The sequence below is a fragment of the Streptomyces sp. NPDC030798 genome (assembly GCF_055572275.1).
The window spans coordinates 141,483-160,847 of record NZ_JBVIDR010000012.1; the positions used below are offsets into that span (position 1 = coordinate 141,483).

At 71.1% G+C, this 19,365-nt stretch carries 18 protein-coding genes; 8 read left to right on the forward strand and 10 right to left on the reverse strand.

The window, feature by feature from the left end:
- Positions 1-41: 41 nt before the first annotated feature.
- Both ACZ404_RS26485 and ACZ404_RS26490 read left to right on the forward strand, forming a co-directional pair.
- Positions 42-545, forward strand: a complete 504-nt coding sequence (locus ACZ404_RS26485) for a hypothetical protein (RefSeq protein ID WP_468444002.1) — start codon at positions 42-44, stop codon at positions 543-545.
- A 137-nt stretch (positions 546-682) separates the two neighbouring features.
- On the forward strand, positions 683-1,384 hold the full coding sequence (locus tag ACZ404_RS26490) for an LPXTG cell wall anchor domain-containing protein (protein ID WP_468444003.1): 702 nt from the start codon (positions 683-685) through the stop codon (positions 1,382-1,384).
- Between the two features lie 79 nt (positions 1,385-1,463).
- Here the strand turns inward: ACZ404_RS26490 and ppc are convergent, their stop codons facing one another.
- A complete protein-coding gene (gene ppc / locus ACZ404_RS26495) occupies positions 1,464-4,196 on the reverse strand; it encodes a phosphoenolpyruvate carboxylase (RefSeq protein WP_468444004.1) in 2,733 nt (910 codons plus the stop codon).
- Positions 4,197-4,505: 309 nt separating this feature from the next.
- Between ppc and ACZ404_RS26500 the strand changes: the two genes are divergently transcribed.
- Together ACZ404_RS26500 and ACZ404_RS26505 are read left to right on the forward strand one after the other, a co-directional pair.
- Positions 4,506-5,513: an acyl-CoA desaturase gene (locus ACZ404_RS26500; protein WP_468444005.1), complete on the forward strand. Its 1,008-nt coding sequence runs from the start codon at positions 4,506-4,508 to the stop codon at positions 5,511-5,513.
- Positions 5,510-6,187, forward strand: a complete 678-nt coding sequence (locus ACZ404_RS26505; RefSeq protein ID WP_468444006.1) for a TetR/AcrR family transcriptional regulator — start codon at positions 5,510-5,512, stop codon at positions 6,185-6,187. The genes ACZ404_RS26500 and ACZ404_RS26505 overlap by 4 nt, the downstream gene beginning before the upstream one ends.
- Positions 6,188-6,197: 10 nt before the next feature.
- Here the strand turns inward: ACZ404_RS26505 and ACZ404_RS26510 are convergent, their stop codons facing one another.
- Both ACZ404_RS26510 and ACZ404_RS26515 read right to left on the reverse strand, forming a co-directional pair.
- Positions 6,198-6,572 (reverse strand): VOC family protein, encoded by a 375-nt coding sequence (locus ACZ404_RS26510; RefSeq protein WP_468444249.1) that lies wholly within the window; start codon positions 6,570-6,572, stop codon positions 6,198-6,200.
- A complete protein-coding gene (locus ACZ404_RS26515) occupies positions 6,572-7,396 on the reverse strand; it encodes a trans-aconitate 2-methyltransferase (protein WP_468444008.1) in 825 nt (274 codons plus the stop codon). The genes ACZ404_RS26510 and ACZ404_RS26515 overlap by 1 nt, the downstream gene beginning before the upstream one ends.
- Before the next feature lie 89 nt (positions 7,397-7,485).
- Between ACZ404_RS26515 and tamR the strand changes: the two genes are divergently transcribed.
- The gene (gene tamR, locus ACZ404_RS26520; protein ID WP_468444010.1) at positions 7,486-7,983 is read left to right on the forward strand and encodes a MarR family transcriptional regulator TamR; all 498 of its coding nucleotides are present in this window, start codon (positions 7,486-7,488) and stop codon (positions 7,981-7,983) included.
- Here tamR and ACZ404_RS26525 read toward each other — a convergent pair.
- The gene (locus ACZ404_RS26525; RefSeq protein ID WP_468444012.1) at positions 7,942-8,709 is read right to left on the reverse strand and encodes a LuxR C-terminal-related transcriptional regulator; all 768 of its coding nucleotides are present in this window, start codon (positions 8,707-8,709) and stop codon (positions 7,942-7,944) included. The two genes, tamR and ACZ404_RS26525, sit on opposite strands and share 42 nt — an antisense overlap.
- 260 nt (positions 8,710-8,969) lie before the next feature.
- Here ACZ404_RS26525 and ACZ404_RS26530 point away from each other — a divergent pair, with 260 nt between their 5' ends.
- On the forward strand, positions 8,970-9,425 hold the full coding sequence (locus ACZ404_RS26530) for a GNAT family N-acetyltransferase (protein WP_468444014.1): 456 nt from the start codon (positions 8,970-8,972) through the stop codon (positions 9,423-9,425).
- Positions 9,426-9,459: 34 nt separating this feature from the next.
- On the opposite strand, the gene galK is transcribed toward ACZ404_RS26530, so the two are convergent.
- Genes galK through galT form a run of 3 tightly spaced genes read right to left on the reverse strand, consistent with a single transcriptional unit; the run spans position 9,460 to position 12,634 of the window.
- Positions 9,460-10,614 (reverse strand): galactokinase, encoded by a 1,155-nt coding sequence (gene galK, locus ACZ404_RS26535; RefSeq protein WP_468444016.1) that lies wholly within the window; start codon positions 10,612-10,614, stop codon positions 9,460-9,462.
- A complete protein-coding gene (gene galE / locus ACZ404_RS26540; RefSeq protein ID WP_468444018.1) occupies positions 10,614-11,576 on the reverse strand; it encodes a UDP-glucose 4-epimerase GalE in 963 nt (320 codons plus the stop codon). The genes galK and galE overlap by 1 nt, the downstream gene beginning before the upstream one ends.
- Positions 11,573-12,634, reverse strand: coding sequence for a galactose-1-phosphate uridylyltransferase (gene galT, locus ACZ404_RS26545; protein WP_468444020.1), 1,062 nt, complete (start codon positions 12,632-12,634; stop codon positions 11,573-11,575). The genes galE and galT overlap by 4 nt, the downstream gene beginning before the upstream one ends.
- 111 nt (positions 12,635-12,745) lie before the next feature.
- Between galT and ACZ404_RS26550 the strand changes: the two genes are divergently transcribed.
- Together ACZ404_RS26550 and ACZ404_RS26555 are read left to right on the forward strand one after the other, a co-directional pair.
- Positions 12,746-14,437, forward strand: a complete 1,692-nt coding sequence (locus ACZ404_RS26550; RefSeq protein ID WP_468444022.1) for a sodium:solute symporter family protein — start codon at positions 12,746-12,748, stop codon at positions 14,435-14,437.
- A 21-nt stretch (positions 14,438-14,458) separates the two neighbouring features.
- A complete protein-coding gene (locus ACZ404_RS26555; protein ID WP_468444024.1) occupies positions 14,459-14,800 on the forward strand; it encodes a hypothetical protein in 342 nt (113 codons plus the stop codon).
- A gap of 12 nt (positions 14,801-14,812) precedes the next feature.
- On the opposite strand, the gene ACZ404_RS26560 is transcribed toward ACZ404_RS26555, so the two are convergent.
- The 3 genes from ACZ404_RS26560 to ACZ404_RS26570 form a co-directional block, all read right to left on the reverse strand.
- Positions 14,813-15,502 carry a helix-turn-helix transcriptional regulator gene (locus ACZ404_RS26560; RefSeq protein ID WP_468444026.1) on the reverse strand — a complete coding sequence of 230 codons (690 nt, stop codon included), beginning with the start codon at positions 15,500-15,502 and terminating at the stop codon, positions 14,813-14,815.
- A 190-nt stretch (positions 15,503-15,692) separates the two neighbouring features.
- Positions 15,693-17,486 carry an outer membrane protein assembly factor BamB family protein gene (locus ACZ404_RS26565; protein WP_468444028.1) on the reverse strand — a complete coding sequence of 598 codons (1,794 nt, stop codon included), beginning with the start codon at positions 17,484-17,486 and terminating at the stop codon, positions 15,693-15,695.
- Between the two features lie 67 nt (positions 17,487-17,553).
- Positions 17,554-19,344, reverse strand: a complete 1,791-nt coding sequence (locus tag ACZ404_RS26570) for an outer membrane protein assembly factor BamB family protein (RefSeq protein ID WP_468444030.1) — start codon at positions 19,342-19,344, stop codon at positions 17,554-17,556.
- Between the last annotated feature and the right edge of the window lie 21 nt (positions 19,345-19,365).

Consider the following 19,365-nt stretch of genomic DNA (forward strand, 5'->3'; position numbering starts at 1 on the left):
AAGACGGCCGGTGAGGTTGACCGTTCGCGGGGGGATGGCCAATGATCCCGGCCATGCCTGCCTCAGCCGCCTCCTCCCGCCGGACCTCTGTGACCGCGTTGCGGTTCGGTCGAGTCGCGGTGACGGGGGTGCTCGCGGCGCTGATCCTGCTCGGTGGGGTGTGGGGTTCGTGGGGCACCGCGCAGTACGCGATGCTGACCAAGGGGCGGGAGCGCGGGACGGTCGGGGTGACCCGGTGCGTGGGGCACACGTGCAGTGGTGCGTTCACGCCGGTCTCGCCGGGGGCGCGGGCCCGTGCGCGGGTGGAGATCGCCCAGCCGGTCGCGGTGCGCAAGGGACGGACGTACGACGTGGTGGTGAAGCCGGGGACCGACGAGGTCGTGCGGTCCGGGCCGGGCGGGGTGCTGTACGCGTGGGTGCCGTTCGGTGGTGCGCTGTTGCTTGCGTCGGTGGTGGTGGCCGGTGGGATGCGGCTGACTCGGCCGGCGTGGGTGCTGGCGGGCCTGGGTGTGGCGCTGCTGACGGCCGCTTTCGTGGCGGTATGAGGCGTTTGCCCGGCGCGCGCGTCGACGTGTGAACCAGGTGTTTCTCATTCGTGCTTGACCGACGGTGAAGCGAGGCCCGAAGCTGAACCGCCCCCTCCACATCTTCCCCGTTCGCCACTCGAAGATGGACCTCACCCATGCGTACCTTTTTGCGCGCCGGCGCGCTGACCGCCGGTGTTTCCGTGGCGCTGCTGTGTGCCCCCGCCGCCCATGCCGCGCCTCCCGGTGACAACGGCACCGTGAAGATCCATGACGCCAAGACCGGTGAGGAGCTGCGCCGCAACGAGCCGCACGTGTGCGCGTTCTACCTGGACGCCTTCGGTTTCGACGGCGGTCAGAAGGTCGACTGGCACATCGACGCCTGGGCGCCGACGAAGGGCGGCACGGTGAAGTCCGGTGTGCTGACGCTGGGCGACGACGGTCACGGTCGTACGGACGACATGACGCTGCCCGACGGGCACTACAAGCTGTTCTGGAACTTCGAGGGAGAGAAGGGGGCGGCCAAGCAGAAGGTCTTCTGGTCGGACTGCGAGGACTCCGGGGGCGGTGGCGGCCAGCCGTCCGGTTCGCCGTCGTCTTCCCCGTCGTCTTCCCCGTCGGCCTCGCCGTCGTCCTCCGCGTCCTCCTCGCCGTCCTCCTCTTCCTCGCCGTCGTCGGGTACCAGCCCGAGCGCGTCCGCGTCGGCGGCCCCGTCCTCCTCACCGTCGGCGGGTGGTGGCGGTGGCCTGGCCGAGACCGGGAACGGTGTGCCGGTGGGGCTGCTGTCGGGTGCGGCGGCCGCGCTGGTGGGTGCGGGCGGCTATCTGGTGGTCCGGCGGCGCAGGGCCCAGCAGGGCTGAGCCGGCCGTAGCGTGAGAAGGGGTGCCCCCGGGGTCGTACGGACCCCGGGGGCACCCCTTTCGTCGTGCGGTGCGGTCGTCAGCCGGTGTTGCGCAGACCCGCTGCCACGCCGTTGACGGTGAGGAGCAGGGCGCGGGAGAGCAGCGGGTCGGGGTCGGTGCCCGCGGCTGCCGCGTCGCGCTGGCGCTTGAGCAGGGTGACCTGGAGGTAGGAGATGGGGTCCAGGTAGGCGTCGCGGATGGCGAAGGTCTGCTTCAGGACGGGCTGGGCGTCCAGCAGTTCCTTCTCGCCGGTGACCCGCAGGACCTCGCGGACGGTCAGCTCGTGTTCGGCCTTGATGGTGTCGAAGACGTGCTTGAGCTCGTCGGGGACGAGGGTGTCGACGTAGTGCTGGGCGATGCGCAGGTCGGTCTTGGCCAGGGTCATCTCGACGTTGGAGATGAAGTTCCGGAAGAAGTGCCACTGCTGGTGCATCTCGTCGAGCACGGTGTCGAGGCCGGCTTCGCGCAGGGCCTTGAGGCCGGAGCCGACGCCGAACCAGCCGGGGACGATCTGCCGGGACTGGGTCCAGCCGAACACCCAGGGAATGGCGCGCAGTCCGTCCAGCGAGACGCCCGAGCCCGGACGGCGGGAGGGCCGCGAGCCCAGGTGCAGGTCGGCGAGCTGGTCGACCGGCGTGGAGGCGAGGAAGTACGTCGGCAGGTCGGGGTCCTCGACGAGGCGGCGGTAGGCGGCGTGGGCGGCGTCGGAGGCGACGTCCATGGCGGCGTCCCAGCGGGCGAGGGCCTCGTCGGACTGGCGGGGCGCGGTGTGCAGGGCGGAGGCCTGCAGGGTGGCGGCGACCGTCAGTTCCAGGTTCTCCCGGGCGAGGGAGGGGATGAGGTACTTGTCGGAGATGACCTCGCCCTGCTCGGTGACCTTGATCTCGCCCTCCAGGGTGCCCCAGGGCTGGGCGAGGATGGCGTCGTGGGAGGGGCCGCCGCCGCGGCCGACGGTGCCGCCGCGGCCGTGGAAGAGGCGCAGCCGGACGCCGTAGCGGTGGGCGACGTCGCGCAGGCGGCGCTGGGCGCGGTGGATCTCCCACTGGCTGGTGGTGATGCCGCCGAACTTGGAGGAGTCGGAGTAGCCGAGCATGACCTCCTGGACGTCTCCGCGCAGGGCGACGAGGCGCCGGTAGGAGGGGTCGGAGAGCATGTCCTCGAGGATGGTGTCGGCGGCCCTGAGTTCGTCTGTGGTCTCCAGGAGGGGGACGATGCCGATCTTGGCCCAGCCGGCGTGCAGGTCGAGGAGGCCGGCCTCGCGGGCGAGGACGGCGGCGGCGAAGACGTCGTCGGCGCCCTGGCACATGGAGATGATGTAGGACTCGATGACCTCGGGGCCGAAGACGTCCAGGGCCCGCTTGACGGTCTCGAAGACGCCGAGGGTCTTCTGCCCGGCGGCGTCGACGGGGGCCGGGGTGGGGGCGAGGGGCCTTCTGGAGCGCAGTTCCTTGGCGAGGAGCTTGGCCCGGTAGTCACGGGGCATGTCGGCGTAGCGCCAGGACTCCTCGCCGAGGCGGTCGAAGAGCTGACCGAGGGCGTGGTGGTGGGCGTCGGCGTGTTCGCGGACGTCCATGGTGGCGAGCTGGAGGCCGAAGGCGGCCAGGGTGCGGATGGTGCGGCCCAGGCGGCCGTCGGCGAAGAGGGCGCCGCGGTGCTCGCGCAGGGAGGTCTGGATGATCCGCAGGTCCGCGAGGAGTTCGGCGGTGCCGAGGTAGTCGTGGCCGTCGACGTGGGGGGTGCCCTTGGCGAGGCGCTGCTTGGTGTTCTCGAGCTTCTGCCGGATGCAGGTGGCCTTGAGCCGGTAGGGCTCCTCGGCGTTGAGGCGCTTGTAGCGGGGGCTGATCTCGGGGAGCCGTTCGAGGTCTTCCTGGAGGGACTGCAGGAGCTCCTCGGTGGCGCCGGTGTAGCGGATGGAGTTGGAGAGCAGGCCGCGCAGCTCGTCGATCATCTCCAGGGCGTCGTTGATGCCGTGTTCGTGCTGGAGGATGAGGACGTCCCAGGTGACCTGGGGGGTGACGTTGGGGTTGCCGTCGCGGTCGCCGCCGATCCAGGTGCCGAAGGTGAGGGGGCGGGTGTCGTCGGGGAGCTTGACGCCGACCCGCTCCAGCTCGGCCGTCAGGTCCTCCAGGACGTCGCCGACGGCGTCGGCGTGCAGTTCGTCGAGGTAGTAGATGGCGTTGCGGGCCTCGTCGGCGGGTTCGGGGCGGACGACACGCAGTTCGTCGGTCTGCCAGACGAGGTCGATGTTCTCGGCGAGGCGGACGTCGTGGCGGCGGCGGTCGGAGTCGAGGACGGGGGTGTCCAGGAGTGCGGCGAGGCGCCGGAGCTTGTTGAGGACGGACCGGCGGGCGGCCTCGGTGGGGTGTGCGGTGAAGACGGGGCGCACGTTGAGGTTCTGGACGGTCTGCCGCAGGTGCTCGGGGTCGGCGTCCTTGAGCCGGTCGGCGGTGCGGGCGAGGAGTCCGCCCTCGGCGGCGCGGCGGGCGCGCAGCTCGCGGCCGCGGTGCACCTGTTCGGTGATGTTGGCCAGGTGGAAGTAGGTGGAGAAGGCGCGGACCAGCTTGGCGGCGGTCTGTAGTTCGGTTCCGCGCAGCAGCTCGGCGGCGGCCTCGCCGTCCTCGCGGGTGAGGCGGCGTACCTTCTCCACGAGGTCGAGGAGTTCGGGGCCTTCCTGCCGTACGAGGGTTTCGCCCAGGAGGTCACCCAGCCGGCGGATGTCGGCTCGCAGCTCGCTGCTGGTCGTGGTGGTCTGGTCGTCGGCACTGCTCACAGGTGCGGCTCCTTGCAGTGTTGAAGCTCGTCTGGGAGGGAACCCGGTATCACCACCACCGCGCGGCGGGTGCCGCATACGGGCCGGAGCGTCCGGGAAGGAATCAGAGCGGACCGCGCTGTCCGACCGACTCCCAGGATAGGTGTCCACTCGGACGCGCAGGCTCTCGGGCTCTTGCCGCGGGTGGACACGCTGCCATACTTACGACGCCGTAGGTTACGGAACCGTAGGGAGGTCCCGTTCTCGTCCCGTCCGGCTCCGTCTGCCCAGCGGCATCTGCCTCAACCCTCGACCCCCCAGGGGACGCGCATGACCTCAAGTTCCGATGTGATCGAAAAAGCCCGTAAGGCCGGCGACACCTCCGCTCCGTCCGCCACGCTGGGCGGCGAACAGAAGCGTTCGATCGAGCAGATCACGCTGCTGCTGTTCATCACCGTGCCGTTCCTGGCGCTGGTGGCGGCCGTGCCGCTGGCCTGGGGATGGGGAGTGAGCTGGCTCGATCTGGGCCTGCTGTGGTTCTTCTACTTCCTGGGGTGCCACGGCATCACGATCGGCTTCCACCGGTACTTCACGCACGGTTCGTTCAAGGCGAAGCGGCCGCTGCGGATCGCGCTGGCGATCATGGGTTCAATGGCGGTCGAGGGGCCGCTGGTGCGCTGGGTGGCCGACCATCGCAGGCACCACAAGTTCTCCGACGCCGAGGGTGACCCGCACTCGCCGTGGCGGTTCGGGGAGACGGTTCCGGCGCTGATGAAGGGCCTGTGGTGGGCGCACATCGGCTGGATGTTCGACGAGGAGCAGACCCCGCAGGACAAGTACGCGCCGGATCTGATCAAGGATCCGGCGATCCGGGCGATCTCCCGGCAGTTCGTGCTGTGGACGGCCGTGTCCCTGGCGCTGCCGGCGCTGATCGGCGGTCTGGTGACGATGTCGTGGTGGGGGGCGTTCACCGCGTTCTTCTGGGGTTCACTCGTTCGAGTGGCGTTGCTGCATCATGTGACCTGGTCGATCAACTCGATCTGCCACGCGGTCGGCAAGCGCCCGTTCAAGTCGCGGGACCGCTCGGGCAACGTGTGGTGGCTGGCGGTGCTGTCGTGCGGGGAGTCCTGGCACAACCTGCACCATGCCGACCCGACCGCCGCGCGGCACGGTGTGATGCGCGGGCAGATCGACTCCTCGGCGCGGTTCATCCGCATCTTCGAGGTGTTCGGCTGGGCGTACGACGTGCGCTGGCCGTCACGCTCGCGTATCGATTCGCGCCGCAACACCGGTGAGGGCGGCTCCCGGCGCCGGAAGGAGACGGCCGAGGCGGCATGATTGACGCCGTGGCGACCGACTCCAGCAGCACTCCGACGAACGACAAGCAGCGGCGGACCCGCCGGACCCGAATGACCGGTGCCGAGCGCCGCCAGCAGCTGCTGGAGATCGGTCGCACGCTCTTCGCGGCGAAAGGTTTCGAGGGCACGTCGGTGGAGGAGATCGCGGCCAAGGCCGGGGTGTCCAAGCCGGTGGTGTACGAGCACTTCGGCGGCAAGGAAGGGCTGTACGCGGTGGTGGTGGACCGCGAGATGCGGCGCCTGCTGGACATGGTGACCAGCTCCCTGACCGCCGGCCACCCCCGTGAGCTGTGCGAGCAGGCGGCGTTCGCGCTGCTGGACTACATCGAGGAGTACACCGACGGTTTCCGCATCCTGGTCCGCGACTCCCCGATCCCCCAGTCCACGGGCACGTTCGCCTCGCTGATCTCCGACATCGCCACCCAGGTGGAGGACATCCTGGGCCGGGAGTTCAAGTCCCGCGGCTTCGACCCGAAGCTGGCTCCCCTGTACGCGCAGGCCCTGGTCGGCATGGTCGCCCTGACCGGCCAGTGGTGGCTGGACGTGCGCCGCCCGAAGAAGGCGGAGGTGGCGGCCCACCTGGTGAACCTGGCCTGGCACGGCCTGGACGGCCTGGAGCCCAAGCCCCGGCTGATAGGGCACCGCAAGAGCTGAGGGGCCCCTCTCAGAAGGGGGTCTCCTTGGTCTCCTCCAGGAACTCCAGCCGGTTCCCGACGGGGTCCTCGCAGTAGCAGCGGCGGTGGCCGGGGAGGTTGTCGTCCCAGGTGACCGGCGCTCCGCGGGCCGCGAGGCGGGCCGCGAGCGTGTCGATGTCCGCGACCCGCAGCCCCGGGTGGGCCTTCTTCGCGGGACGGAAGTCCTGCTCGATCCCGAGGTGGAGCTGGACCTCCCCGGCCCGGAACCAGCAGCCGCCGCGGGCTGCGAGGGCCGGTGGCTTGGGGATCTCCGTCATCCCGAGGGTGTCCCCGTAGTACGCCCGCAGCAGGTCCTCGCTGCCGGGCGGTGCCGCGAGCTGCACATGGTCGACGGCCGTGAGCATCACGCCTGCCTCGTGGCCACCGCGAAGATCCGCCGGAACGGGAACGGTGTCCCGTGCGGACCCGCCGGGTAGGCCTCGCGCAGGGCCGCCCGGTACTCGGCCAGGAAGTCCTCCCGTGCCTCGGGGTCGTCGGCCAGCGCGGTGAGGACCGGCCGCAGTCCTGTGCCCTTCACCCAGTCCAGGACCGGGTCCTCGCCCTGCAGCAGATGGATGTACGTCGTCTCCCAGACGTCCGCCGCGCAGCCCTGCCCGGTCAGCCGCTCCAGATACGCCTCGGGGGTGAGCACGGCGTCCTCGTGCCGCAGGACGTCGGCGAGGCGGTCCCGCCAGCGGGCGGAGTGGGCCAGGGTGCGCATCAGCCGGTGGCTGGGGGCGGAGAAGTTGCCGGGCACCTGGAAGGCGAAGGTGCCGCCGGGCTTCAGGGCGGCGATCCAGTCGGGGAAGCGGTCGGCGTGGCCCGGCACCCACTGGAGGGTGGCGTTGCTGAGGATGAGGTCGTGAGGCTCGCCGGGTGTCCAGACGCGGGCGTCGGCGTGGGCGAAGTCCAGGCGGCCGCCGCCTGAAGTGGGCCCCTCGTGCTCGACGTGGGCCTTGTCGAGCATCTCGGGCGAGTTGTCGTACCCGGTGATGTGGGCGGTGGGCCAGCGCCCCGCGAGCAGGGCGGTGACGTTGCCGGGGCCGCAGCCGAGGTCGGCGACGCGGGGTGGCCCCGCGGGCGGCCCCGTGGGCAGGTCGGGCACGCGGGCGAGGAGGTCGGCGAAGGGGCGGGCGCGGTGGCCGGCGTGGCGGAGGTACTGGGCGGGGTCCCAGGTGGGCGTCGTCATGCGTCTCACCTTCCCGCCCAACTTGTCTCGATGTCAAGAGACTCGACATCAAGAGACTTCACGTCGACACAACCACTACACTGATCTCCATGGAGGACGAGGTCGATCGGCTGGTCGCAGCGTGGCGCCGGGAGCGCCCGGACCTCGACGTGGAGCCGCTCGAGGTGCTCAGCCGGGTGAGCAGGCTGGCCCGGCACCTGGACCGGGCGCGTCGGCTCGCCTTTGCCGAGCACCAGCTCGAGCCCTGGGAGTTCGATGTGCTGACCGCGCTCCGGCGCGCGGGGACGCCGTACCAGCTCTCCCCCGGTCAGCTGCTCACGCAGACCCTGGTCACCTCGGGCACGATGACCAACCGGATCGACCGGCTGGCGAAGAAGGGCCTGGTGGAGCGGTTGCCCGACCCGAGCGACCGGCGAGGTGTGCTGGTCCGGCTGACCGACACGGGCCGGGACCGGGCCGACGAGGCGCTGGCGGGACTGCTGGAGCAGGAGCGGGCGATCCTCGGTGAGCTGTCCCGCGCGCAGCGGGCCGAACTGGCGGGGCTGCTACGCCAGTTGACCGCCCCGTTCGACAACATCCCCGGTTAGGTCGGCGGGTCCCACGCCGGCCCGGCGGGCGAGGGCGACGGCGGCCAGGGTGGAGTGGACACCGAGCTTGCCGAGGACGTTCTGCATGTGGGTGCGCACCGTGTGCGGGGAGAGGAACAGCCGTTCGGCGACGGCCTTGCGGCCGAGGCCCGCGACCATGCAGCGCAGCACCTCCCGTTCCCTCGGCGTGAGGGACTCCACCAGCCGTTCGCTCTCGGTGCGGTGTCTGCGGGCGGCCGTCAGCTCCTTGAGGACGCCGGTGAGCAGGGCGGGCGGGAGATGGGTCTCCTCGCGCAGCACGCCCCGGATGACGGTGAGCAGCCGGGACAGCGAGCAGTCCTTGGCGACCCAGCCGCAGGCGCCGGCCTGCAGGGCGAGCGCCGCGCGCCGGGGGTCGTCCTTCTCGGCGAGGACCACGATGCGCACCCCGGGCTGGGCCGTGCGGACACCGGTGACCAGCGAGATGCCGTCGACCAGGCCGTCCTCGTCGCCCTCGTGCACCGGTACGGCCGGGCGGGCGCCGGAGAGGTTGCCGCCGAGGTCGGCGTCCACGAGGAGGACGTCGTAGCGGCGGCCCTCGGTGGCGGCGCGCTCCAGGCAGCGCAGCGCGGCCGGGCCGCTGCCGGCGGCGGAGACGTCGACGTCGGGCTCGGCGGCCAGTGCGGCGGCGAGCGACTCGGCGAAGATGCGGTGGTCGTCGACGACCAGGACTCGGATACGAACCACGAAACCCCCTTCCCCAGGCTCCGCGTGGAGCAGGGGATATCCCAGGTCCGGAGAACGACGACGCGCGCGGGCCGGCACCCGCGACAAGGACACGCACCGCACGGCCGCCGCCCTGCGGACACTGCTACCCCCACCGCGGGCGCCGAACCCGCCTGTCTCGCCCCCTGATCAGCACCGGCCCCCACCGGTGCTGTTCCTCAGAGTACGGATGGGAGCAGGGAGCGGAAGTCGATTTACGGAATCGGCCGCCCGGCACGTTTATGGTGTGCCGCATGTTTCGTATTGAGGCGGAAGTCGACAAAGGCCGACGTGATCTGCTCCGCTCCCGGCTGCGGGCCACCAACACGGCGGCGTCCCCCGTGCTGGCGGCCCTGCGCGGCACGCCCGGCGAACGCGAAGTCCCCCTCCACGTCTGGGCGCTGGACGCGGCCGGTGATCTGGCGGGCGGCCTGGTCGGCCACACCTGGACGACCTGGCTGCACGTCACCTACCTGTGGGTCGACACCCGCCACCGCGGCGGCGGCCTCGGCAGCCGTCTGCTCGCCCGGGCGGAGCGCCTCGCCCGCACCGACCGCGGCTGCACCGCGGCCCGCCTGGAGACATGGGACTTCCAGGCACCGGACTTCTACCGCAAACAGGGCTACGAGGTGGTGTGCGTGATCCCCGACTATCCGCCGGGGATCACGGAGTACACCCTGACCAAGCGCCTCGGCTGACCGCGGCGCCCGGTCACCGGTCCCACGGCGCGTGTCAGCCGACCCGCCGGGCCCCGGGGGACGGGACCGCCTCGAAGACGCGCGGCGCCGTCCAGGACGCCGCCGCGAAGGCCGCCTCGATCGCCTTGGTGAGGGTGTCGACGTCGGTGGCCTCCGCGAGGACGATCGCGGAGCCGCCGAAGCCGCCGCCGGTCATGCGGGCGCCCAGGGCGCCGTGCGCGAGGGCGGTGTCGACGACCAGGTCGAGCTCGGGACAGGAGATGCGGAAGTCGTCGCGCAGGGAGGCGTGGCCCTCGGTGAGGACCGGACCGATGGCGCGGGTCCCGCCGGAGCGCAGCAGCGACACCGTGCGCTCGACGCGCTCGTCCTCCGTGACGACGTGGCGGACCAGGCGGACGATCTCCTCCTCGTCGCCCAGGCGGGCCAGCGCCGCGTCCAGGTCGGCGTGGGCGATGTCGCGCAGGGCGTCGACGCCGAGGAGCGCGGCGCCCTTCTCGCAGCCGGCGCGGCGCTTGCCGTACTCGCCGCCGCTGTGGGCGTGCTTGACCTGGGTGTCGACGACCAGCAGCCGCAGGCCCTCGGCCGCGAGGTCGAAGGGGATCTGCTGCTGGGACAGGTCGCGGGTGTCGAGGAAGAGGGCGTGGCCCTGCTCGCAGCAGGCCGACGCCGTCTGGTCCATGATGCCGGTGGGCGCGCCGACGTAGACGTTCTCGGCGCGCTGGCACAGGCGGGCCAGCTGCCGGCGCTGCAGGCCCAGTTCGTACAGGTCGTTCAGGGCCAGGGCGACGACGACCTCCAGGGCCGCCGAGGAGGACAGGCCCGCGCCGGTCGGGACGGTCGAGGACATGTGGATGTCCGCGCCGGTGACCGCGTGGCCGGCGTCGCGCAGCGCCCAGACGACGCCCGCCGGGTACGCCGTCCAGTGGTCGTCGCTCTGCGGCGCGAGGTCGTCCAGGCGCAGTTCGGCGACCCCGCCCTCGATGTCGGCGGAGTGCAGGCGCAGGACGCCGTCGGTGCGCCGGGAGACCGCCGCGGTGGCCTGGTGCGGCAGCGCGAAGGGCATCACGAAGCCGTCGTTGTAGTCGGTGTGCTCACCGATGAGGTTGACGCGGCCGGGGGCCGCCCACACTCCCTCGGGTTCGGCTCCGTACAGCTCGGCGAAGCGCTCCCGGACCTGCTGTGCCCCCACTACTGCTCCCTTGTGATGTGCTGAGCGAACTCCCAGGCGTCCGCGACGATCCCCGCGAGGTCCGTGCGGGACGGGTTCCAGCCGAGCTTCTCGCGGGCCGTGTCGGCCGAGGCGACCAGGACGGCCGGGTCGCCGCCGCGGCGCGGGGCGACCACCTCGGGGATCGGGTGGCCGGTGACCTTGCGGACCGTCTCGACGACCTCGCGGACGGAGAAGCCGCTGCCGTTGCCGAGGTTGCAGATCAGGTGCCGGCCGGGCTCGGCCGCGGTCAGGGCCAGCAGGTGGGCCTCGGCCAGGTCCGCCACGTGGATGTAGTCGCGCACGCAGGTGCCGTCCGGCGTCGGATAGTCGTCCCCGAAGACCGAGACGGACTCGCGCCTGCCCTGGGCGACCTGGAGGACCAGCGGGATCAGGTGCGACTCGGGGTCGTGGCGCTCGCCGTGGACGCCGTAGGCGCCGGCCACGTTGAAGTAGCGCAGCGAGACCGCGGCCAGGCCGTGGGCGTGCGCCTCGCTGGTGATCATGTGGTCGACGGCGAGCTTGGTGGCGCCGTAGGGGTTGGTGGGCCGCGTCGGGGCGCTCTCCGGGATCGGGACCTGCTCGGGCTCGCCGTAGGTGGCAGCGGTGGAGGAGAAGACGAGGGTGCGGACGCCGGCCTCGCGCATCGCGCCGAGCAGCGCCAGGGAGCCGGCGACGTTGTTCTCCCAGTACTTCTCCGGCTTCACCACCGACTCGCCGACCTGCGAGGACGCCGCGAAGTGCAGCACGCCGGCGTAGGAGGCGTCGAGCCACTTGGCGGCGTCGCGGATGTCGCCCTCGATGAACGCGGCTCCGGCGGGCACGCCCTCGCGGAAGCCGGTGGAGAGGTTGTCGAGGACGGTGACCTCGTGGCCGGCCTCCAGCAGGTGCTGGGCCACGACACTGCCGACATACCCCGCCCCACCCGTCACCAGGTACTTCATGAACTCGCTACCTCTCGCAGTCGCTCGGCCGCGCGCTCCGGCGGCACGTCGTTGATGAACACGCTCATGCCGGACTCGGAACCCGCGAGAAACTTCAGCTTGCCGGAAGTGCGGCGGATGGTGAAAAGCTCGAGGTGCAGCGCGAAGTCGTCCCGTGTCACGCCGTCGAACTCCTCCAGCGCGCCGAACGGGGCCTGGTGCCAGGCCGCGATGTAGGGCGTCGGAGGCTCACCCTCGCCGAAGATCCGGTCGAAGCGCCTCAAGAGTTCCAGATAGATCTGGGGGAATTCTGTGCGCGCGGCCTCGTCCAGGGCGAGCAGGTCGGGCACGCGCCGCTTGGGGTACAGGTGGACCTCGTACGGCCAGTGCGCCGCGTAGGGCACGAAGGCCACCCAGTGTTCACCCTCAAGGACGACCCGCTCCCCGGCGAGTTCCTGCTCCAGGACGGCGTCGAACAGGTTCTCCCCGCCGGTGGCCTCCTTGTGCGCGGCGAGCGAGCGGAGCATCAGCGCGGTGCGGGGCGTGGTGAACGGGTAGGCGTAGATCTGTCCGTGCGGGTGACCCAGGGTGACGCCGATCTCGGCCCCCCGGTTCTCGAAGCAGAACACCTGTTCGACGGAGGGCAGATGCGACAGCTCCGAGGTGCGGTCCGTCCACGCCTCCAGCACCAGCCGGGCATGCTCCCGCGTCAGGTCGGCGAAGGAGGCGTCATGGTCCGAGGTGAAGCAGACGACCTCACAGCGGCCGGAGTCGCCGGCGAGCGAGGGGAAGCGGTTCTCGAAGACGACGACGTCGTACCAGGCGTCCGGGATCTCGCTGAGCCGCTCGCCCTTGGTGGGGCACAGCGGGCACTCGTCGGCCGGCGGATGGTAGGTGCGCCCCTGGCGGTGCGAGGCCACGGCGATCTGGTCGCCGATCAGCGGGTCGCGGCGGATCTCGGACGTGGTGACCGTACGGTCCAGCGGACGGCGGTCCACCGCGTCGCGCACGGTGTCGTCCCGAAGGTCGTAGTAGATCAGCTCACGACCGTCGGCCAACCGGGTCGAGGTCTTCTTCACGCCGGACTCCTCAATGTCCCGCAGCAATCACTCAACACAAATAAACATAACAGACCACAACCTCACAACACCGTGGACCATCACAATCAAACAAAGAGCAAGTGAGTTCCCATGCAAACCCTCACATACTCCCCCACGGATCTGGCGGTGGAGCTACGGCTCCCCACCAACTGGCTGGACTACACGATCCTGGCGATCTACTTCCTCGTCGTCCTCGGCATCGGCTTCGCGGCCCGCCGCTCGGTCCGGACCAGCCTCGACTTCTTCCTCTCGGGACGCTCGCTGCCCGCCTGGATCACCGGTCTCGCCTTCATCTCGGCGAACCTGGCGGCCACCGAGATCCTCGGCATGGCCGCGAACAGCGCCCAGTACGGCGCCTACACCGTGCACTGGTACTGGATCGGCGCCATCCCGGCCATGGTGTTCCTGGGCCTGGTGATGATGCCCTTCTACTACGGCAGCAAGGTCCGCTCGGTCCCCGAGTTCCTGCTGCTGCGCTTCGACCGGGGCGCCCACCTGCTCAGCTCCATCCTGTTCGCGTGCGCCGCCATCCTGATCGCCGGCGTCAACCTCTACGCCCTCGCGATCGTCGTCGAGGCCCTGCTCGGCTGGCCGCAGTGGGTCGCCATCGTCGTCGCCGGCGCCTTCGTGCTCGCCTACATCACGCTCGGCGGTCTGTCCTCGGCGATCTACAACGAGGTGCTGCAGTTCTTCGTCATCCTCGCCGCGCTGATCCCGATCACCGTGCTCGGCCTCAGGAAGGTCGGCGGCTGGGGCGGCCTGACCGACAAGCTCACCGCCACCCACGGCCACAACTTCACCACCGCCTGGGGCGGCACGGGCATCGGCAGCACCAACCCGCTGGGCGCGAACTGGCTGACCATCGTCCTCGGCCTCGGCTTCGTGCTCTCCTTCGGCTACTGGACCACCAACTTCGCCGAGGTGCAGCGCGCCCTGTCCGCGAAGAACCTCTCCGCCGGGCAGCGGACCCCGCTGATCGCGGCCTACCCGAAGATCTTCATCGTCTTCCTGGTGATGATCCCCGGCCTGGTCGCCGCCGCGCTGGTGCCGAAGATCGGCGGCTCCGCCTCGGGCCTGCAGTACAACGACGCCATCCCCTACCTGATGCAGGAGCTGCTGCCCAACGGCGTGCTCGGCATCGCGGTCACCGGTCTGCTCGCCGCCTTCATGGCCGGCATGGCGGCCAACGTGTCCTCCTTCAACACGGTGTTCACCACCGACATCTGGGAGAAGTACGCGGTGCCCGGCCGCGAGGACGGGTACTACGTGCGCTTCGGGCGCCTGATCACCGTCATCGGCGTCTGCGCCTCCATCGGCACGGCGTTCCTGGCCTCGTCGTTCTCCAACATCATGGCCTACCTGCAGACGCTGTTCTCCTTCTTCAACGTGCCGATGTTCGTCGTCTTCATCGTCGGCATGTTCTGGCGGCGGGCGTCCGCCAAGTCCGGCTTCTGGGGCCTGCTCGCCGGGACCACCGCCGCGATGATCAACTACTTCGTGCTCTACAAGAAGGGGATCGTGTCCATCCCCACCGACCAGGGCGCCAACTTCGTCTCCGCGATCGCCGGTTTCGTGGCCGGCGCGGTCGTGATGTTCGCGGTGTCCCTGTTCACCAGGGCGAAGCCGGCCGAGGAACTGCAGGGCCTGGTCTACGGCACCCGCTCCCCCGGCATGGCCGAGCCGCCCGCTCCCGGCGACGACGCCTGGTACCGCCGGCCGGCGCTGCTGGGCTGGGGCGCGGTCGTGCTGGCCGCCCTCTGCTACATCCCGTTCTCGTTCTGAGGCGGAAGGATCGAGGAAACCATGACCGAGCAGCCCGGACACCCCGACCGTCCCGGCCGGCGCCACCACTACACCGAGGCGGACATCAGCCAGGAGGTCTCCGAGCTGGAGACCAAGTCGGCGACCGCCGCCCGGATCTTCGACCTGCGCCGGATCATCGGCGGCCTGTTCGTCCTCTACGGCATCATCGTCACGATCGCCGGGATCACCGATTCGCAGGCCGCGATCGACAAGGCGCAGGGCGTCAACATCAACCTCTGGACCGGCATCGGCATGCTGCTTTTGGGAATCTTCTTCCTGGCCTGGCTGAAACTGAGGCCCACCCCGCCGCCGCTCCCCTCGGAGGACGAGCGGCCCGAATAACGGCGTGCGCGGTCAACGCTCGTCGCCGGCCGGCCGGGGCCGGACCACGCGGTCCAGCAACCCCGTGCGCGCGGCCAGCGCGGCCGCCTCCAGCCGGGAGCCGACCCCCAGCTTCATCAGGACCCGCTGGACATGAGTGCGGGCGGTGCTGGGCGCGATGCCCATGCCCGCCGCGATCAGCCGTGTGTCCTCCCCGTCCGCGACCCGCACCAGCACCTCCACCTCCCGCGGCGTCAGCATCTGCAGCAGCCGCTGCCCCTCGTCGTCGGGCTGGGCGGCGGGATTGAGCAGGTCGGCGAAGGCACCCTGCAGCAGCTGCGGAGCCACCGCCGCCTCCCCCGCCCGCGCCTTCATGATGGCCCGCTCGACACCCTCGATCCGCTCGTCGTGCCGTACATAGCCGGAGGCCCCCGCCGCGAACGCCGCCGCGATGCCCCGCGGGGACGGCACCGGCCCCAGCACCAGCACGGCCACCTGCGGCCGCTCCCGCTTGATCTTCACCACCGGGTCGAAGGCCCCCGGCTCGGCCGGCGCGGCCGTACCCAGCAGGCACACCTCCGGTGCCCGCGCGATCACCAGGTCCGCCGCGCCCGCCGCCGGCGCCGCCGCCGCGAGCACCCGGTGCCCGCGCAGCTTCAGCGCCGAGGCCAGCGCCTCCGCGAGCAGGCGATGGTCGTCGACGACCATGAGCCGCACTCCCATCAGAGCACCCCCCCACCACGACAGAGGGCCCCCCGGCACCCCGTCTTCATGCCCCCGGAAGCTACACGCTTGTTCGACGTCGCGCTGCCCCTATGAAGGAGAAGTGCCCCGGATCGACGACATCCGGGGCACTCCCTGGTAATCCCTGGCATTCACCCCCGGGCGCCCTGAAGCGCAGGGGGGCGTGCGCTCAGGCGCCCGCGCCGAACGCCATCAGCAGATACTCCTTGCCGTACGACACCTTGTGCGCGAACACCGACGCCATGAACAGCCGGCCCTGCCCGAAGAGGAACTCCGCGGACTGCGGGGACAGGCTGACCTCCGCCTGCCGTACGTCCTGCGTGGCCGGGTTCTCCAGCAGCTTGCTCGCCTTGAAGGAGTTGCCGTCGATGCTGACGACCTGGCCGCCCTTGTCGTACGGCGGGCGCTTGTAGGCGATCAGGTTGGCGCCGTCCATGCGCAGCGGGGAGAGCGTGTAGCCGTCGCCGGCCTCGGCGCGCTGGCCGGTCTGCTTCCCGGTGGTCAGGTCGAAGGCGATGATCTCGTTCGTCCTGCCGTATTTGCCGTTGTTGTCGTGCTCCTCCGTCGGCACGTACAGCCTGCCGTTGCCGGCCACGACCTCCTTGCAGCCCTCGATCCGGGTGATGCCGTCGCAGTGGCCGCCGTAGGTGTCGGAGGGCGCGGAGATACGGGTGAGCAGCTTGCCCGTCTTGTTGTCGATGGAGAAGTAGTCCGAGATGCCGCTGCCGTCGTCCGCGCTGTCGCCGACGTCGGCGGCGACCACCAGCGGGTCGCTGGAGACGACGCTGGCGTAGTCGATGCCGGTGCCCATCTTGTAGTCGGAGATCACCTTCCCGGACTCCGGGTCGATGGTCTGGATGTGCAGCTGGCCGCTGTCGTAGCTGCCGCAGTGGCGCACCGCGACGAGCTTGGGGCCGCCGCCGTACCCGCCGTCGTAGCAGGAGTCGCCCGCCTTGGGCTGCCACAGGACCTTGCCGGTGTCGATGTCGAACGCGGCGCCGCCGCCGGAGCTGCCGACCGCGACGGTGTGCCGGGAGACCGTCACGTTGTCCAGGCTGGTCGCGTAGTCGCCGTTCTTGACCGTCCTGGTCCACAGGCGGGTGCCCTTGGCGAGGTCGATCGCGGCGACCTGGCTGCATCCCGCGGTGGAGTCCTTGCCGGGCATCTTCGGCTCGAAGACGATCGCCGTCCTGTCGTCGTCGGTGGCGAACCTGCTGGCCGCGCACACCGGGCCGGGCAGCTTGAGCGTCCACAGCTTGCTGCCGTCGGCGGGGTCGTAGCCGACGATCTGCGCGATGCCGCTCTTGGCGTACACCTTGTCGGTGAGCCAGGAGCCGGTGGTCTCGACGGTGTTCTTCGCGGTCGGCATCGGGACCTGGAAGAGGACCTTGGCGGCCGGGTTCGACGGCACCTTCTCCTTGCCGCCGGACGAGGTGCCGCCGGTGTCCCCGCCGCCCTTGCCGCCCGTGCCCCCGCTGGAGCTCGCGGTGTCGTGCTTCGTGCCGTCGCCGCCGGAGGACTTGGCGTACCAGATGCCGCCGCCGACGATCAGGGCGATCACGACGACCGCGGCGACGATGATGACCAGTGCGGTGCTGTTCCTGCCGCCGCCGGACTGCGCGGGCTGCGGCGGCATCGGCGCGGCGGGCCCGCCCGGGTAGCCGTACCCGGGCTGGGCGTACCCGGGCTGGGCGTACCCGCCCGCGGGCGGTGTCGGCTGGGCGTACGGGTTCTGCTGCGCGCCCGGGTAGCCGTAGCCGGGCTGGGGCTGCGGCGGCTGAGGGGCCGGGGGCTGCTGCGGGTAGCCGTAACCCGGCTGCGGCTGGGGTGCCTGCGGGTAGCCGTATCCCGGCTGGGGCTGGGGCGGGGCCGGCGGCTGGTTCCGGCCGGGGTCCGGGTTCTGCGGCGGGCCGAAACCTCCCTGCTGCGGGGGCTGGTTCGGCGGCGGAGGCGGCTGGGTCATGACGGGGGTACCTCGGTGGAGCTCTCGGGGCCGGGGGGCGCAAGGACGAGGGGTGACGGACCGGGGCTCACTTGCCGAAGGCCATCATCAGCTTCTCCTTCGCGTCGTCGTTCCCGGTCAGCCGGGTGGAGGAGATGTAGAAGCGGCCGTCGGCCCAGGCGACGGCACCGTCGTAGAAGGAGTCCTCGATCTGCGCGGTGCCCGACGGGTTCTGCAGCAGTTTCGTCGTCGTGTGCGAGCCCCCGCCGGTCGGGACGGACACGACCTGGCCGCCCGCGTCGTACGACGGCTGGACGTAGGCGACGAGCCTGCCGCCCTCGGTCCGCAGCGGGGCCATCGACTCGTCCGTGGGCGACTTGACGCGCCACTTCTCCTTGCCGCTCGCGAGGCTGATCGCGACGATCTCGTTCGGCCCCGTGGTGGCGGCGGTGGGCAGGTACAGCGTGTCGGCGTCGACGGCGACGCCCTGACAGCCCTGCAGGTCCCGCTCGAGGATCGCCCAGCCGCAGGACGGGGAGAACTTCTCGTTCACCTTCACCTCGGAGCGGAACTTGCCGTCCTTGGTGAAGGTCGAGATGTTCCAGGCCTTCTTCGACTCGTTGGTCAGGTACACCACGAGCGGGTCGAGGGAGAAGGTCCGTGCGACCGTCCAGCCCTTCTTGACCGGCTGCGTCCACTTCACCTTGCCGGTGGACGGCACGAGTTCCCGGATCTCGTCGTGCTCGGTGCTCGTCCCGGCGCCGCAGGAGGCCACCTGGATCAGCCGGCCCGAGCCGCCCGCGAACGCCGTCGGGAAACAGGCCGAGCCGTACTTCGGCTTGTCGTACAGCTTCTTGCCGCTGTCCAGGTCGTACGCCGTGCCCGACTGCGAGCGGCCCACCATCAGCGTCTTGCCGCTGATGGTCAGTTCGAGGCTGAGAGTGCTGTCGAACAGCTCGCCCTCGGCGACCTCGGCGCTCCAGCCCTTCTTGCCGGTGTCCAGGTCGACCTGCTGGAGCTGGTTGCACTTGGCGCGGTCGCTGACACCGCTCATGTACGCCACGACGATCTTGCCGTCGTCCGACTTCTGCGGGGTGACCGCGCAGATCTTCTGCGGGAAGGAGATCGGGTCCCAGGCGGGGTTGCCGTTGCCGACGCGGTAGGCGAAGAGCTGCTTGTACGCCGCCTTCACCGCCGTCCTGCCGGTGATCCACATGCCGGGTGCGTCGGCGCCGGAACCGGGGGCGTCGGGCGCCGACTTGTACCAGAGCACCTTCGCCTCGCCGGGCTTGCGGCCGTCGTTGAGGTTCTCGGGGTCGGCGCCGCCGTCGCCGCTGCCGTCACCGGGGTTGACCGGCGCGTCGGAGGCGGACTGCTTGCCGTCGTCGCTCTGCTGGGCGACCGGCTTCTTCTTGCCGCCGCCGTCGCCGCCGCTCGTCACGGCGTACACCGTGCCGCCGATGACCAGCAGGGCGGCCGCCGCGGCGCCGATGATCAGCGCGGTCCTGCCCTTGCCGGCCGGCTTGCCGCCGGGGGGCGGCATGCCGGGCGCGCCCGGGTACTGCGGCTGCTGCGGGTAGCCGTACCCCGGCTGCGGGGCGTACGGGCCGGGCTGCGGGGCGCCGTACGGGCCCTGGGGGGCGGCGGGACCGGTGGGCGCGCCGTACGGGCCCGGCTGGGCGTAGGGGCCGGGCTGCTGAGGGTAGCCGTAGCCGGGCTGGGGCTGCGGGGGCTGGGGCGGCCGGCCCGGGGGCGTGGGCGGCATCTGCGGAGGCGTCTGCGGGGGCGTCTGCGGGGCGCCGAATCCGCCGCCGTGCGGAGGCTGGTCCTGCGGTGCTCCGAAACCACCCTGGGGCGGCTGGTTGGGCGGCTGGGTCATCAGCGCTCTTCCCCCTCGTTC